13 protein-coding genes are annotated in these 16,647 nt (G+C 44.1%); 3 read left to right on the plus strand and 10 right to left on the minus strand.

Features of this window, described 5'->3' with window-relative positions; genetic code table 11:
• Nucleotides 1-128 precede the first annotated feature (128 nt).
• The 7 genes from J4N22_RS06700 to J4N22_RS20085 all read right to left on the minus strand — a co-directional run bounded on the left by J4N22_RS06700 (nt 129) and on the right by J4N22_RS20085 (nt 8,532).
• Nucleotides 129-698 (minus strand): GNAT family N-acetyltransferase, encoded by a 570-nt coding sequence (locus J4N22_RS06700; protein ID WP_207493157.1) that lies wholly within the window; start codon nt 696-698, stop codon nt 129-131.
• A gap of 128 nt (nt 699-826) precedes the next feature.
• Complete coding sequence (locus J4N22_RS06705; protein ID WP_207493158.1) at nt 827-2,557, minus strand: M14 family metallopeptidase; 1,731 nt, start codon at nt 2,555-2,557, stop codon at nt 827-829.
• 167 nt (nt 2,558-2,724) lie between these two features.
• Entirely contained in the window at nt 2,725-4,365 is a 1,641-nt protein-coding gene (locus J4N22_RS06710) for a M14 family metallopeptidase (protein ID WP_207493159.1), read from the minus strand.
• A 209-nt stretch (nt 4,366-4,574) separates the two neighbouring features.
• Nucleotides 4,575-5,171: a phosphatase PAP2 family protein gene (locus J4N22_RS06715; RefSeq protein ID WP_207493160.1), complete on the minus strand. Its 597-nt coding sequence runs from the start codon at nt 5,169-5,171 to the stop codon at nt 4,575-4,577.
• A gap of 56 nt (nt 5,172-5,227) precedes the next feature.
• Complete coding sequence (locus J4N22_RS06720) at nt 5,228-7,870, minus strand: valine--tRNA ligase (protein WP_207493161.1); 2,643 nt, start codon at nt 7,868-7,870, stop codon at nt 5,228-5,230.
• A 160-nt stretch (nt 7,871-8,030) separates the two neighbouring features.
• A complete protein-coding gene (locus J4N22_RS06725) occupies nt 8,031-8,270 on the minus strand; it encodes a hypothetical protein (protein WP_207493162.1) in 240 nt (79 codons plus the stop codon).
• Between the two features lie 136 nt (nt 8,271-8,406).
• Nucleotides 8,407-8,532, minus strand: coding sequence for a hypothetical protein (locus tag J4N22_RS20085; RefSeq protein ID WP_255551664.1), 126 nt, complete (start codon nt 8,530-8,532; stop codon nt 8,407-8,409).
• A gap of 238 nt (nt 8,533-8,770) precedes the next feature.
• On the opposite strand from J4N22_RS20085, the gene J4N22_RS06730 reads away from it, so the two are divergent.
• Complete coding sequence (locus J4N22_RS06730) at nt 8,771-10,132, plus strand: exonuclease domain-containing protein (protein WP_207493163.1); 1,362 nt, start codon at nt 8,771-8,773, stop codon at nt 10,130-10,132.
• A 250-nt stretch (nt 10,133-10,382) separates the two neighbouring features.
• Nucleotides 10,383-12,638 (plus strand): Tex family protein, encoded by a 2,256-nt coding sequence (locus J4N22_RS06735; RefSeq protein ID WP_207493164.1) that lies wholly within the window; start codon nt 10,383-10,385, stop codon nt 12,636-12,638.
• Nucleotides 12,639-12,750: 112 nt separating this feature from the next.
• Here the strand turns inward: J4N22_RS06735 and J4N22_RS06740 are convergent, their stop codons facing one another.
• The 3 genes from J4N22_RS06740 to J4N22_RS06750 form a co-directional block, all read right to left on the minus strand.
• A complete protein-coding gene (locus tag J4N22_RS06740; RefSeq protein ID WP_207493165.1) occupies nt 12,751-13,128 on the minus strand; it encodes a glyoxalase superfamily protein in 378 nt (125 codons plus the stop codon).
• A 110-nt stretch (nt 13,129-13,238) separates the two neighbouring features.
• Complete coding sequence (aat, locus tag J4N22_RS06745) at nt 13,239-13,886, minus strand: leucyl/phenylalanyl-tRNA--protein transferase (protein WP_207493166.1); 648 nt, start codon at nt 13,884-13,886, stop codon at nt 13,239-13,241.
• Between the two features lie 135 nt (nt 13,887-14,021).
• Nucleotides 14,022-14,318, minus strand: a complete 297-nt coding sequence (locus J4N22_RS06750) for an ATP-dependent Clp protease adaptor ClpS (protein ID WP_207493167.1) — start codon at nt 14,316-14,318, stop codon at nt 14,022-14,024.
• Nucleotides 14,319-14,413: 95 nt separating this feature from the next.
• Here J4N22_RS06750 and J4N22_RS06755 point away from each other — a divergent pair, with 95 nt between their 5' ends.
• Nucleotides 14,414-16,465 carry a site-specific recombinase gene (locus tag J4N22_RS06755; RefSeq protein WP_207493168.1) on the plus strand — a complete coding sequence of 684 codons (2,052 nt, stop codon included), beginning with the start codon at nt 14,414-14,416 and terminating at the stop codon, nt 16,463-16,465.
• Nucleotides 16,466-16,647 lie beyond the last annotated feature (182 nt).

The following is a 16,647-nucleotide window of genomic DNA, read 5'->3' on the forward strand; positions in this document are numbered from 1 at the left end:
ACTAAATACAATAGCAGCCTGGAAGGGCTGCTATTGTTGTTTACATGCTTATGGATGAAGATTTAGATGTGGGCTGTCTAACCAATGCAAATGATAAAAATCATCAGCCGAAGATCAAAAACCATTGCTCATTCTATTGACTGCGTAGGCCTCTGTTCGCGGATGCCGTCATTGTTTTCTTCTGTCAGTTCCTTCTGCATAATGAAGTCGATCATCCAGTATCCATTGCCAATGTCTATGTCTTTTTCTGCTATTACCTTATAGCCATTCTTTTCGTAGAAATTCTTTGCATTGTTCTTCCTGTTTACATTTAGCTGAAGATATTTTCCACCCATACTATACGCTACTGCTTCTACTGTGTGCAGCAGCTTTATACCTGCTCCGGTTCCTTGAACAGTAGGCAGTACATACAGTTTCTGCAGTTTGTATATATCTCCTTCAATAAAGTTGAAGCTAGCGAAGCCAATCGGTTGCGCATCCTTGATAGCCAGGAAAAAGTGGTGGTTATCCTTCATCTGCTGTTCCAGCGCCGGGTGGGTATAGAACAGCCCCAGCATATACTCCAGTTGCTCTTTGCTTAGTATCTCTTTATACGCCACCGGCCATGTCTCCGCAGCTATTTGTTGTATGTACCTGATATCATTGAACGACGCAGGCCGTATCACAAGATCAGTAGAGGATGGTATGTGGTTGTTCATTTCTAAGTCAAAATTCAAAATTCAAAAGTCAAAAGTCAAAATGTAAAATGCAAAATGTAAAACGGGTGGCTCAAAATCTCAAAATCCCACATCAGACATCCGACATCATAACATCCGACATCCGCCATCTATCTTCTCACTACTCCTCCTTTCTTACTATCCACCACCACGTTCACTTTACCTGCGCCTTGTACTATCCATCTTGCCGTCACCTGCCCTAAGCCAGGAATATTCGGAACCTCAACAGTAGCCGGGTTATTACGTTGCTCTACGGCAGCAGTGGGATTGCGATTATCAACCGTCATTCCTGCTATCACTTTAGCACCTTCTAAGGTGATGTAATCTGGCCTTTCAATCTTATACTTCAGGTCCTGGCTGCTGTGCGTAGGCATCAGGCGCTTGTTCGATATCACTGCCGTGATCTCTCGTAAACCATCACCTAAACTTTTCTCCATTACCGTGTCTATCTCCAGCTTAGGCGTGTGGTAGGCATGGTAAATAGTGAATGCCATATTGCGGTGCGCATCACTCTCCAATAAGAAGCCCGGGTGCATACGACTGAAGTTTTTCTTTGGACCACCTATTTCTATTTTACCATACTGCGGGTGATCATATGACTTCCAATCTACAAAGGCATCTTTGAATAGCAGGTAGCGGTCAAACTCGTACGACGACAGATCATTTACACCACGTGTTGCGGAGGTATCATTAAACATCAGGCTAGGCGTCCACAATTCATTACTGAAAGTATATACACCACGGCCACCATAGAACCAATCCAGCTCGCCGCCGTACACCGAGTACAGGTCTTTGTACACCACCAGGTACTTGTACGAAGGAATGATCTGCTCACCTTTCTTACCAATAGCATCATATATCTGCACATCGGCAGCATTGTATGTATTCACATCTTCAATGGCACCCGGACCACGCAAGATCATACCGCCGGCGTTGTGGTACGACTGCGCCGCAGCAATGTTCGGATGCTTCATTACAAACTCCATCACCGCCCGGTTCTCAGGAAGCGAGAAAGGATATTTGTACGCGCCATTTTGAATGTAGTTAGGTTGCCAGTTCCAGCCCCAGTCGCGGTTAGGATCATATTCAAACTGCCCGCCGTCTTCATTCACCTGCCCATCACCATCATTGTCTATTCCTTCCAGTCCCAGCATCTCGTATTCTCCCTGCTCATCAGGTCCCACCTGTATCATACGCGCCGGAAATGCAGGATCAATTTTGAACCTTCCTGTGCTGCTCTTCCTACGCATCAGCGTAATGTGACCATCACCATCCAGGTCGTCATAACCATCTTCATTTACCAGCCCATCGCGGTCATTGTCTACTGGCACAACACCACTGCGCGGCGAGCTTGCATTGTTAGGTGTTTTAAAAAATTTATCACGTGCATCTGGATTAATGGTAGGAACGATGTAGAAAGTTTTATCAGCTAGCAGGTCCTGGATGAACTTCGTATCGCCGAATGATTCGGTGAGGTACCAGGCGGTATACATGGCAAACTCGCTGCCTTGCACTTCATTGCTGTGAATGTTGCCGTCAATGTACATCGCCGGCTTTTTATTAGCATCACCTTTTTTATAATCTGTAATGGCTATGCACCAGATGTCGCGGCCTTCGTACGACTTGCTAATGGATTCCACTTTGGCAAGATTAGGATATGCTGCAGCAATCTTCTTTAGTATCTCGCTAATGCCGCCATGGTCGTAGTATTTGTTCCAGCTTACCTGCACCTTTGGATTAACAGGTGTACCCGCTGCTTTATATATCTGCTCCCTTGTTTGCGCCTGCGCTGTAGTTGCCAGGCCCACAATAACTATAATGATTTGTATGATTGATTTCATGCGTATCTTTTTTTGTTTACCAGCATTTGTACTTGTGTCAACATCGTTGTGTCACTCACTTGTACTGAATATCATTTTTCAGCTAAAGCTTCAGCCAAATAAGGCTATCACTCCACAAGCTCATTTCTTCATTATCAAATTTTCAAATTGCCAAATTTTCAAATTACTCAGAGGTTGATGTCGATTCGTTTGGTGCCGGTGGTTGGGCTTCCTGCTTCCAGCGTTACCTTACCTGTGCCTCTTACAAGCCAGGTAAGCGTTTCACTACTATAACCTTCTAAGGAATTAAGCACCTGGTTCTTTTTGCCACTCAAAACAGATTGGTTGTTGTTGGTATCCATCTTCACTACTATCCGCTTTACCCAATAAGTTCTTTCACCGAGTTTACTATGACTAGCCAAAGCACCTTTGTTCATTACAGTAGCAGTAATGCGCGTAATGTTGTTGCCGAGTTTTTCTGTTTGAACATTCGTAATATCTACTTCTGGTTGTAACGCAGCCAGCCGCGTTAAAAACGTAGTATGTTTCCGTACAATGGAATCAACCATAGCATAAGGCGGGTTGATCAATACAAAAGGATCTAAACCACCTACCTCAACTGTTTGGTTGGGATAGTCAGGATGGTTAACCTTTTTCCATTCTGTAAATGCGGGAGTGATATTATTTTGAGTAGCCCATCGCAGGTAATTGGCAGATGCGTCATCTACACTAAGCGGTTTTTCTTTTTTAGCTGTATCCGCTTTTGCTTTAGGTATATACCATCCCGGTGTACTAAAGCTGTGGCGGCCATAATGGAAGTACGCCCATGAAAGAAAATCTCCACCTGCTGCCGTAGTCTTTGGTGCGTCTTTCATGCTGGTCACTTTGTTGTACAAGTCACTCACCATTGCATTGGCTTTTGCATCTGGCTCCAGCAGTCCCGCTACCAGCTTTTGATTAGCTTGTTGTGCATTGAAAGCAAGTGGCGTAGACAGGTTGTTATTGCTGCCAAAGCTCACCACTGCATATATGTTGAACTGCTCGTACATGCGGTCGAGCAAGGCTCTTGTTTCTGGTTCACTTACTGCAAACTCGCCAGAGCCTTGTGTAAAAGAAGGGTGCTTGTAACTAAAGTTTTTATTGAACCAAACACCACCTTCACCATCTTCATTCAGGTTGCCATCCTTATCATTGTCTATGCCTTCAATAAGAAGCAGGTACTTGCCTTTCTCGTTCTTTGCAAGATCTGCTTTTATAAGTATGCGTGCATCATCAGGATGTGTGCGCCATTCGCCAATAGGAGAGGCTACCCGCATCTGGGTGATCTTGCCGTTGCCGTCTAAGTCATCATAACCATCTTCATTCGTCCTCCCATCGCGATCATCATCAGTCTGTGAAGCATTCCCCTGCCGCTCGTATCTCAGTTTAGCAAAGTATTGCTCCATGGCATCAGGGCTCATGTTGGGATAGATGTAAAACGTTGTTTTGTTCAGCAGGTTCCTGATGCTGTCGGTGCTGCTGCCTTGCAATAACTTTTCGGCAAAGCCAATGGCCAGTTCTGTTCCCAGCAGGTGATTGCCTTCTACACCACCTACTACTGCTATGGCAGGCTTGGTAGCGGTAATACCTGTACCAATGGTGATCATCCAGATGTCTTTACCGCCGGCTGTTTTTGCAATAGAAGCCACTTTGGCCAGTTGGCTATAGCTCTTGCCAAGACTGTTGATGCGGCTGGATTGCTGCGCATAGTTGCTGTAGTCGGTTTGCGAAAAGCCGTAATGAGAAATAGATAAAGCGACACAAATACAGGCCGCTATACGTTTTATCATGTATATGGTTTTGAAAAATAAATATAGGTAAACAGCAGCAGGTTCATTGAAAATTAGTTGCGTTTACAGGTATAGCTGCTAGAGGCTATTTGTATCGAAAATAAATTGAGAAGATGGCTGGTTGGCTGATGCAAAATGATATGCCGTACAAGTGTGCGACGCAACAGGAGCATGGTCAACGATCTGCTGCTTGTACACAAGAAATCTTCTTAAGGAAGTAAAGAGGTGGAAGTAGTTGTATTTTTTTTCCGTTGCATCCAGTTGCTGATGCGGTTGGCGGCGATGGCGCTACCTGCACCTATGATAGCCGATGCCAAGAGGTCGGTTGGATTATGCTGACCGTAGTAGAGGCGGGCATAACTGACACCAGCAGCCCATGTGAAGGCGGGCGCTACAACGTACCACTTAGGATGATTGATAGAAAGCGAAGTGGCCGTGAAAAAAGCCACTGATGCATGTCCTGACGGAAATGACTTCCCGTCCTTGAACTCGTTAGGGTAGATGCCACTGTAGCTCTGGTATGGCCTAGGGCGGTTTACTACTTGCTTCAGTCCTTCAGTAGCTGCAATGGTGACGAGCAGTCCGCCCAGCATTTCATAAGACTCGTTTTGCAGCTGTTTGTCTTTGGTGATGATGCCCGTAGCAAGCAAGGCCAGTGGAAATCCTGCGCTGATGGGCTTTGCAGATTGGTTGGTATACTTCCACAGATACGAGCTGGTGTTCTCAGGATTAATAGCACGCACAACATCGGCCTCCCAATTCTGTGCAAAGCAGGAGATGAATAAAAAATAAAAGCATCCTAACAAAAGGATGCTTTTTATATGATGTGACAGGTGCTTCATTATACTAGGGAAAAGGTGAATTAGAAATTTGCCAGGCTCTCCTCCAGCACTTTAATACGTGCCTCGGCATCGCTAAGCTTCTTTCTTTCCAGGTCAACCACCTCGGGTTTTGCATTGGCTACAAATTTCTCATTGCTCAGCTTTTTGGAAACCGATTCGCGGAACCGTTGCTGGTGCTCCAGGTCTTTTAGTAGCTCCGCTTTCAATACTTCTGTGTCCAGCTGCTTTTCGCTTTCTATATAGAATTTATCTGTTTCTACCGCTACTACGATGGTGTTGGCTACGGCATCATCCACATACGAGATGGAGCCGGCATTCACCTGCTTGGCCAGGATGTTCTCGATAACGGCATAAGCCGCTTGGTTCTCAGTTTGGATGTGCAGTTGAATTACATCCTTTGGCTTAACCTGGTTTTTATTACGGGCATCACGTAGTGCAGTGATCACCTGCTTCAGAAGCTCGCCTTCAGCAATGATATTTTTGTCAGCTGCCGCCACTGTTTCAAATTGCTTTACGCAAAGGTCGTCCTGCCTTTCACGCAATAGGTGATAGATCTCTTCGGTGATGAAAGGCATGTAAGGATGTAGCATTTGTAACAGCTGCTCGAAGAAGTCAACAGTTTTTTCATAAACAATAGCATCTATTGGCTGTTCAAAACCTGGTTTTGCCCACTCAAGGTACCAGCTACAGAAGTCGTCCCAGATTAGCGAGTAAAGGCTCTTCAGACCTTCGCTCAGCCTGAACTGGCTATGAAGGCTGTCTACTTCGGCACGCACCTGCGCAAGACGGCTTTCAAACCATTCAACAGCAAAAGTGCTGGTAGCTGTTTCGCTGGTGTTTGCATCAGCTTTTCTTCCTTCCCACATCTTCACCAGCTTCAGTGCATTCCATAGCTTGTTGTTGAAGTTGCGGCCTTGCTCCAAACTTGCTTCGTCGAAGAGCAGGTCGTTACCGGCAGGGGAGGAGATCATTATTCCAAAGCGAACAGCATCAGCTCCATATTTGTCAATAAGCTCCAAAAGGTCCGGGCTGTTGCCAAGGCTCTTACTCATTTTGCGGCCTTGTTTATCCCGCACCATACCGGTAAAATAAACATCGCTAAATGGTTTCACCTGGTTGTAGTGCATGCCCGCCATGATCATGCGAGCCACCCAGAAGAAGATAATGTCCTGGCCGGTAACCAATACAGAAGTAGGATAATAGTAGTCTATCTCCTTATTGCCTTCAGGAGCCGAAATGCCTTTGAAAACCTCCATCGGCCATAGCCAAGATGAGAACCAGGTATCGAGGCAGTCTTCATCCTGTCTTAGTTCATCAATTGTAACTTCTAAATTTTGGTTCTTGAATTGTTCTATAGCTTCTTCTCTCGTTTCTGCTACTACAAAACTTCCATCAGGAGCATACCAGGCAGGAATTTGCTGTCCCCACCAAAGCTGGCGACTAATACACCAGTCTTTTACATTTTCCAGCCAGTATTTATAAGTAGCTAAAAATTTATCTCCCGGGTGAATTTTGATGTCGCCATCAACTACAGCTTGCAGTGCAGGCTCAGCCAGTTCCTTCATTTTTACAAACCACTGCGTGCTGATGCGGGGTTCTACCACTGCACCACTGCGTTGGCTGTAACCCAGGCGGGTAGTGTATTCTTCTTCTTTAAGCAGGTAACCTTTCTCCTGTAGTTCGGTCACGATCTTTTTACGTGCTGCAAAACGATCTTCACCTACATATATCTGTGCGGCTGCACTCAATGTTCCATCTTCATTTAAAGTATCCACTACTTCCAGGTTGTGTTTCAATCCCAGGTTGTAGTCGTTGATATCGTGTGCTGGTGTAACTTTTAATGCTCCCGTTCCAAATGCAGGATCTACATATTCATCAAAAATAATTGGCACTTTCTTATTGATCAGCGGTACGATAGCGTACATGCCTTTGAGGTGTGCATAACGCTCATCAGTAGGATTAACACAGATGGCCGTATCGCCCATAATTGTCTCAGGACGTTGCGTTGCAATGGTTATGTATTGATCAAGTAATGGTTCGGCATCGTTTGCCAGCTGGTATTTCAGGTGGTATAGCTTACCATTGATGTCCTTATATTCTACTTCCTCATCGCTTAGGGCTGTCTTGGCTGCCGGGTCCCAGTTTATCATACGTGCACCGCGGTATACCAAGCCTTTGTTGTATAGGTCCACGAACACTTTGATTACCGCCTTGTAGTAATGATCATCCATAGTGAAGGTGGTGCGGTCCCAATCTACACTGCAGCCAAGCTTAGCGATCTGGCTGTAAATGATGCCGCCATATTTTTCCTTCCATTCAAAAGCATATTGCAGGAACTCTTCCCTGGTGAGTGAATTCTTGTCAATGCCTTTTTCTTTCAGCATCTGTACCACCTTTGATTCCGTTGCAATACTTGCGTGGTCACTTCCAGGAACCCAGCAAGCATTAAAGCCACTCATACGTGCCTTGCGGACCAAAATATCCTGAACCGTTTCATTAAGGGTGTGTCCCATATGAAGGACACCAGTAACGTTTGGTGGGGGAATAACAACGGTGAAGGGTGGACGATCATCCACCTGGCTTTTGAAATATTTCTTATCAAGCCAATGCTGGTACCATTTTTCTTCTGCCGCCGACGGTATGTAGTTTTTGCTTAGTTCCATATTTTCTTAAGGTGATCCGTAGTGGATGGAGGTTAAAGCTTTAAATACTGCTGTATCTTTTAGCTGGCGGCAAATGTACAAAAATCGAAGAGTGGAAGGCGGGACAATAAAAAATCCCGCAGGCATGCCGGCGGGATTCAAAGCAGATAGGTTTGGGTGATCAATAAAACATCATCTTACTATCCCACGAATACGCAGGTAGCGGGGCAGTTACTTCGTCCTGGTTGCCGCCCGGGTCCTTTACCTGCTGCATATCCAGTTTGCTGCATTTTGCATTAAATGCTTTGCAACAGCTAACAATAGTGGATATGCCTGTACAGGCAGATTTTATTTGATTAGAATGACAAGCAGTTATTGTACAACATAAACCCAGGGTGGTAATGTAAAGAAACTTTCTCATAGCCTTTGGTTTGTAATGCGAATGTATCAACGAAAGGAAAGCTCTATGGTTAATTTAGGTTAACCTTTCTTGATTTTTTGAACGATCCGGTATTACAACGGGCTTTAGAGAAATATGTTACACCCTGTAAAAAAAATTAATGCAGTTTACCAGCCCACTCCAGGTAGGTGATCAATGCAATCAATCCAAAAATGAAAATGAAGATCAGTGTGTTCCTTAAGCCATCGCTCATGTGGTGATGGTGGTGTGTAGAGTTCTCCATGGCAATTAATATTTAACGTGATAAAAATGATACCGTTAGGGTGGCTTTTCATAGTTAAAAGGCTAAGCCTTTTTTATCAACACTAAAACCTGGGAACATGTTCGTTAAACCAAGAGCAAATACCTGCGCTTGCTGTGTTTGAAGTTATAAATCGTTTCAATATGAAACAAATCTTTTTCTGGGAATATTTTCTTTACCAGTTCTTCTTCATGCTACCTTTATCCTTTGAAATTGCCAGATGTTTGCTATTGTAGATATTGAGACGACAGGTGGGTATGCCAGCGCTAATGGTATTACAGAAATTGCTATTGCCATACATGATGGAACATCAATGGTGGATTACTATGAAACATTGATTAATCCTGACATGCCTATTCCGAGGTATGTACAGTCGTTGACAGGCATCACAAACGCTATGGTTAGCCAGGCGCCTTACTTTGATGAAGTGGCGCCGCGTATCTATGAGCTGCTTCATGATAAGATCTTCGTAGCGCACAATGTAAATTTTGATTACTCTTTTATAAAGCACCATCTTGAAAGAGCAGGGCTATGCCTGGATTGTAAAAAGCTTTGCACGGTTCGCTTAGGAAGGAAAATATTGCCTGGATATCCAAGTTATAGCCTCGGAAAATTATGTAGGAGCCTGGAAATAGAAATTGAGCAACGACATCGGGCTGGTGGCGACACGCTGGCAACGGTGAAGTTGTTTGAAAGAATGCTGCAGGCAGACGTGGAAGGCGAGTTGAAAGCGATGTTGAAAGGGCGCAATAAGAACAGTCATCTGCCTCCTAATCTTGCAGAAGAACGTGTTGCTGAATTGCCTGCATTGCCGGGTGTTTACTACTTCCACAACCAGAAGGGAAAGGTGATATATGTAGGCAAAGCCAAAGACCTGAAGAAACGTGTTACCAGTCATTTTGCTAATAATAAACCGGGGAAGCAAAAACAAGATTTTCTTAGGGAGATATACAATGTTACCTACCAGGTGTGCGGTACTGAACTTATGGCCTATATACTGGAGAGTGTAGAGATAAAGCGGTTGTGGCCCATTTACAATAGAAGCCAGAAAGGATTTGAGCAAGCCTATGGTTTGTACATGTTTGAAGACGGCAGAGGCTACCAGCGCCTGTTGATAGAGAAGAAGAAAAAGCACCTGCAGCCATTGTATACATTCAGCATGTTGCTGGATGGTCATAATATGATGAAGGCGTTGATAGAGCAGTTTGAGCTTTGTCCGCGGCTTTGTTTTATTGATCATTCGCCGGGGCCTAGTTTGGCTGAAGCGTTGGGTATAAGTTGCGAAGCTTATAATGCAAGGGTTAAGTTGGCTGTCGATCACTTGAAGAATTCGATGCCAAGCTTTGCCGTGGTTGAGCATGTGGCGCTGCCTAAGAAAGAAAAACAGCAAAGTGTAATCGTGGTGGAGAATGGCCGTTTCTATGGAATGGGATACCTGCCTGCTAATGTATCTGTAACAGCACTGGATGAATTAAAACAACAAGTAACTCCGTACCCCGAGAATGGCTACATCCGCGGGTTGATATATTCTTACGCTTCAAAAAATCCTCATAAGAAGTACGAGTTCTTGCAGCAGCTGTAATTGATGCTGCTAATATTATTTTTTTCCTGCACTTGAGTGGGGATTATCTCATTTTTTGATTTGATGATTGGCTGGTACTTTCGCGGCGCTGTAACCATGGCGTTCATTGGTGCAGATGCTTAAAGTGATAGGCTGGCGGGTCAAAAGATACAGCCAGGACAAAATGTAGAATAAAGAACTACCAGTTGAAGTGTGCGACGCAAGTAAAGATGAAAAGCGTGATGCAGCTGGTAACAAAATAAAAAATGAAATGAGAGAGTTTGCACAACAAATAGCACATAAGGTAAATGTGAAGCCGGCGCAGGTGGATGCTGTGCTGGAATTGTTTGAAGAAGGATCGACTATACCATTTATTGCGCGGTATCGTAAGGATAAAACAGGTGGCCTGGATGAGGTGCAAATAGCGCAGATACAGGATGAGGCGAAAGCAATGAAGGAGTTTGCTGAGCGCAAGACGTTTATTGAAAAAACGATCACCGAGCAGGGAAAGATGACGGAAGAACTGCAGGCGAAACTAGATGCTACTACCACCATTGCTGAGCTGGAAGATATTTACCTGCCTTACAAGCCGAAGCGTAAAACAAAAGCTACTGTGGCGCGCGAAAATGGATTGGAGCCATTGGCGTTGCAACTGTTGGAACAGAAAGATTTTGATGTTGCAGCTACTGCAGCAGGTTTTCTTAATGATAATGTGAAGAGTGCGGAAGAGGCACTGCAAGGTGCACGTGATATCATTGCTGAGATAGTGAATGAAGATGCAACTGTACGTGCTAAGATGCGTAAATTGTTTGAAGAGCAGGCAACGGTGCAGAGTAAAGTGGTGCCTGAAAAAGAAGCGGAAGGGCAGAAGTATAAAGATTATTTTGACTTCAATGAACCTGTGCATAAGATGCCATCGCATAGGGCGCTGGCGGTGCTGCGTGGCTTTTTAGAAGGAGTGCTTCGCATAGGTATATCGCCTGAGGAAGAAGTGGCTATTGAGCAGGTGGAAGAGCAGTATATAAAGGGAATGAGCGTGTGCAATGAGCATATTCGTAAAGCGATAAAAGATGCTTACCGCCGCCTGTTGCAGCCTAGTCTGGAAAGCGAATTCAGAACTGCATTGAAGGCGCGTGCAGACGAAGAGGCTATCAATGTATTTGCTGAAAATCTTCGTCAGCTGCTGCTGAGTTCGCCGCTTGGAAGCAAAAGATTGCTGGCAATAGATCCGGGTTATAGAACGGGTTGTAAGATTGTGTGCCTGGATGAAAAAGGTGACCTGAAGAATACTGACCTGATATACATTCACGAAGAAAAAAAGCTGCCTGCTGCAGAAAAAACCATTCGTCACCTGGTAGAGGTTTACCAGGTAGAAGCATTTGCAATTGGTGATGGTACTGCAGGCAGGGAAACAGAACAATTTATTCGTGGCCTGAACCTGGGGCTGCCGGTGTTTTTGGTAAACGAAGACGGTGCATCTGTATACAGTGCGTCTGAAACAGCACGTGAAGAGTTTCCTGATTATGACGTGACGGTTCGTGGGTCAGTGAGTATTGGAAGAAGATTAATGGATCCGCTGGCGGAGTTGGTGAAAATAGATCCTAAGAGCATTGGTGTCGGCCAATACCAGCACGATGTGAACCAGTTTAGGCTTAAAGAAAAACTAGACCAGACAGTAGAAAGCTGCGTGAATTTGGTGGGAGTGAATTTGAATACTGCCAGTAAACACCTGTTGAGCTATGTGAGTGGTATTGGTGGATCACTGGCTGAAAATATTGTGAAGCACAGGAAAGAGGTTGGCAAGTTTACCAGCAGGAAAGAACTGTTGAAAGTGCCAAGATTGGGTGGTAAAGCCTTTGAACAATGTGCTGGTTTCCTTCGCATAAATGAAGGAGAAAATCCATTGGATGGAAGTGCAGTGCATCCTGAAGCTTATGCCTTGGTAGAAGCAATGGCTAAAGACCTGGGAGTGGAAGTGAAGACGCTGATTGGAAATGAAGCACTGGTGAAGCAGGTAGATGCGAAGAAGTATGTAACGGAGCAATTTGGAGAGCTAACCATTCGCGATATATTAAATGAATTAAAGAAGCCAGGTCTTGATCCACGGAGCGAAGTACAGCAGTTTGAGTTTGCTAACATCTACAAAATAGAAGACGTAACAGTGGGAATGGTGGTGCCGGGTGTGGTAACCAACATTACGCGTTTTGGCGCATTCGTAGACATAGGTGTAAAGCAGGATGGGCTAGTGCACGTTTCAGAAATTTCGCACACTTATATAACTGATCCGAACGAAGCGCTGAAGCTGAACCAAAAGGTGCAGGTGAAAGTGACGGAAGTGGATGTGGCGCGTAAACGTATTGCGCTTTCTATAAAGCAAACGCAGGAAGCGCCGCAACGCCAGCAGCGCCCACAGCAATACCAGAGCAAAGGCAACTTCAATAACAAAGGCAACTTCAAAAAGCAAGAACGTGAGCCTGCAACTATGGATGATGCCCTGGCTGCGCTGAAGAAGAAGTTTGGAAAGTAATGCCTATGACGTGGAAGTAAATATAGATCCGCAGGAGGTTGTTGTTGAATAAAAAAAGTGGATAATTCACGTGGTGAGTTATCCTCTTTTTTATGCTGATAATTTATTGACGTCAGATAATGTTATTCTTAGGCAGGGGTTCAGAGAACAGCAGCTTATTGTTAAATGGATCATTCACTTCCATGGTTAGCGCTTCCCAGGGAGCAACCTCCAGGCCGGGCCTGTTGTACTTATAGTTCTTTGCCAGCAACTGCTCGTGATAATCCCGAAGGCCGCCCGACGTTTCAATGAAAACCTTTGCACCTGGTGTGCAATCACCATGATGTTCCGAAAGATGAAGCGTGATGTCTTCTAACCGGACCTCCATATAAACAGGTGAATGAGGCGGTTGATGTTGCCACGCAATAGAAAAGCCGAGGAAATGCACGTAGAATTCTACTGCTTTATCATAATCAAAAATGCGGAAGATGGGGATGACCTTGTGCGGCATAAGCGGGGTTTGTTATTGGTTCCTGGTTCCTGGTTTCTGGTTCCTGTTTGGGTGTGGTTTGTTGTTTAGAACAAAAATATGTGCGGCAAATTTACAGGTGGTTCTGCCGGTTATTGAACATGTTGTTTTAGGATCTCGATAAACTGTGTTCTGGGTATCATGTTGGCTCCAAGTGATTCAAGATGTTCGGTATAAACCTGGCAGTCTATCATCAAAATTCCTTCTTGCTGGAGTTGCTGTACGTACTTAATGAAAGCATATTTGCTTGCGTTGCTCTGGTGGCTGAACATACTTTCGCCAAAGAAGATCTTGCCCATTTTTATGCCATACAAACCGCCTACTAAAGTGCCATCTTTCCAGGCTTCGGCGCTGTGCGCTACTCCAAGGTGATGCAGTTTTGTATATGCACTTTCTACTTCAGCTGTTATCCATGTGCCTGATTGCCCGGTGCGGATAGAAGATTTGCAATGGTGTATTACCTGCGCAAAGGCAGTATTGGTTCTGAAGTCAAATGCTTGTTTCTTGAGCAGTTGTTGCATGCTCTTGCTCACTTTAAGTTCACCAGGAAAAAGAACAAAGCGCGGGTCGGGACACCACCAAAGCGGCACTTCATCTTCGTACCACGGAAATATGCCCTGGCGGTATGCCATCAGTAATCTTTCGGTGCTAAGATCGCCTCCAATGGCTAGCAGCCCATCTGGTAAGGCTTCTTCCACAGGAGGAAACCAGAGGCTGTTATCCAAGGCATATAATGGCATAGATGATGTTTAGCAGTACCAAATACAATATTGGCTGATACTGTTGAAAGAAGTGTTACTGTACAAGTGTGCGACGCAACGATGTAAATAAGAGCGGTAATGCTGGTTACATAAAAAGAGAATAAATGAAAATGATTATGCCATCACTTCTAATGTGGCACTTATACCTCTGTCGGTAATGGCTTCTACCATTGGTTTAAGATCTTCGAAAGAACCTTGTTTAACAGCGTATTTTCCTTGTGTATGTATAAGTAAAGCGCATTGCTCTGCCTGCTCTTCTGAATGGCCGCAAACCTTAATCAAAGTTTCTATAACGAAGTCAAAAGTGTTTACATCATCGTTCCAAACAATGATCTGGTACGTATCTTCCAGCGCTGTCAGTATATCTACTTCATGCTCCTCGTAAGGCTTTACAGCTGCATTTCTCCACATGGTATCGGGTTTTTGGCAAAGTTATTCGTAATATATTTATAACAATGGCGGGTGTAGAAATATTATAAACTCCCTTACATTTAAGCTATTAATTCATGCGTCTTTTTTCCCGGCATATAAAACAACCAAACAACCAATCTACAGGTGCTGCGCCGGTGATAAAAATTGATAGCATTTTTCGTGGTTTAGACTACCTGGTTGAATTTATAAAACGTATAAGGCCTGCGCATCCTCGCGATTTTGAACAAGCGGAATTGAAGTTCAAGGCGATGTTTTACCAGTTGCAACAGGATAAGGTTTTGTTGTTCTCCCTGCGCAAGGCTTTGCTTACACAGTTTCATAATGCTACCATAGTGCCTGCACTAACAGAAAGCGGTATGGTGAAATCGAGGGGTTTCATCCAGGAGATCTCGACCAAGATGAAGCATAAATTCTTGCCGCCTTTACAGCGTCCAAATAATTTTTTATACGTAATCAATCATGTTTTTTATAAAAAGACGGATTATATATGGGTGCGGGGCATAGACCCGGACCTATGGATCAATTTCTTTACCCTAGTAGGTTTCCAGTTCAATGTAAAAGAGCCGGCTATCATCAGCCAGTTGAATGAAGCTTTATTCATACTTACGCAGCGTTGTGTGACACTGTCGCTTGAAAAAGATATAAAAGATAATGCGCCTGAAGTTGGACATGCAGATTTCCCTTTTATAAAACTGAACATAGCAGTGCAAAATTATTTGCAGCTGTTTATGCAAGACGCTGGACCTCTGCAACTGGAAAAATATCTGAAGCAAATAAACCAGGCGCTGGTAGAGTGCAGGGGAATTGTGGAATATATAAATGACCAGCGAAAAGTAAATGGTACAAGTCTTTCGCAAACGTACCTGCTTCTTCGAATCGAGCAGCATCTTGAGAGAATGTTCATGATCACCGATGTTCTTGACCAGGATAAATCTTTTGATGCTGAAAGGTTTCTTAACTACTTCAAGCAGATCGTTTACTATGAAAAAAAGAAGACTAGCCTGCGTGAATTTGTAAGTGCGAATCTTGCTTTCATTGCCTACAAAATAACCGAGCACGGTGGTAAAAGAGGGGAGACCTATATAACCACTACGCGTTCGCAATATTGGTGGATGATAACATCGGCAATGGCTGGGGGTTTTATCATTTCATTTATTGCTGTTATAAAGAACCTGATTGGGAAAATGGCTTTGGCTCCTTTCTGGCAGGGCTTTGCTTATAGTGTCAACTATAGCTTTGGTTTCCAGTTGATGCATGAAACAAAGGCTACGCTGGCCACCAAACAGCCTGCTTATACTGCATCGGCCATTGCTAGTTCGCTTGACCTTGAAAAGAATAAGGACCATCCTGATCTGCATGGACTGGTGATTATAGTAGCACGCACCATACGCAGCCAGTTAGCAAGTTTTATTGGTAACCTGGTTGTGGTTTTCCCAATGTCTTTTGGTTTGGCGGCCTTGTATTATTTTATTTCTGGTAGTTACCTGGTAAATGAGCAAGTAGCAGAAAAACTGCTGCGGGATAATCACCCGTTCTTTAGTTTCTCTATCATGTATGCGTGTTTTACCGGCTTCTTTTTGTTTGCCAGTGGACTGATAGCAGGATATGTAGAAAATGGAATCAATTACGGTAAGGTGGCGCTGCGTTTGCGTAACCACCCGGTGTTTAAAAATACGTTGGCGCCAAAGCGGTTGAACCGCCTTACAGCATATGTTGAAGATAATTTTGGCGCCCTGGTCGGTAATATAGCTCTTGGATTTTTCCTCGGTATGGCTGGTTTCTTTGGTGCTATTTTCGGAATTCCTTTTGACATCAGGCATATTACTATTGCGGCCGGTAATACTTCTATTGCTTATTTCACTACAGGGAATGCACCTGGAACTGCTTACCTGCTTACTGTAGTTGGCGGTGTGTTACTAATAGGTTTATTCAACTTCCTTGTAAGTTTTTCGTTTGCCTTTTTTGTGGCGGTAAAAAGCCGCGGCGTTCGCCTACGCGATTTTCCAGAACTGTTCGGTATTATGGCAAGGTTCTTCTATCATTATCCTAAAGATTTCTTTTACGCTCCTAAAGTGCCACGACAGGTAGCTGAAGTAAAACAAAAGCTTTATAAGCAAAAAGAATAGCGGGAACTACTATTAAGGCTTTAAATGTTAAATGTATGTTGCCGGTGTAACCTTTGGGTTGTTTAGCCATCTTATGTGTGGTTTTTAGAATATTGGATATTATGGGGTTGGATTTCTATCCGGACCCCTATTTTTTTGTAGGTAATCAAACTCTTTCCCTTCTACATCTAATTTTTATATCC

Origin of the sequence: Aridibaculum aurantiacum (assembly GCF_017355875.1) — a bacterium.
Lineage (GTDB): Bacteria > Bacteroidota > Bacteroidia > Chitinophagales > Chitinophagaceae > Segetibacter > Segetibacter aurantiacus.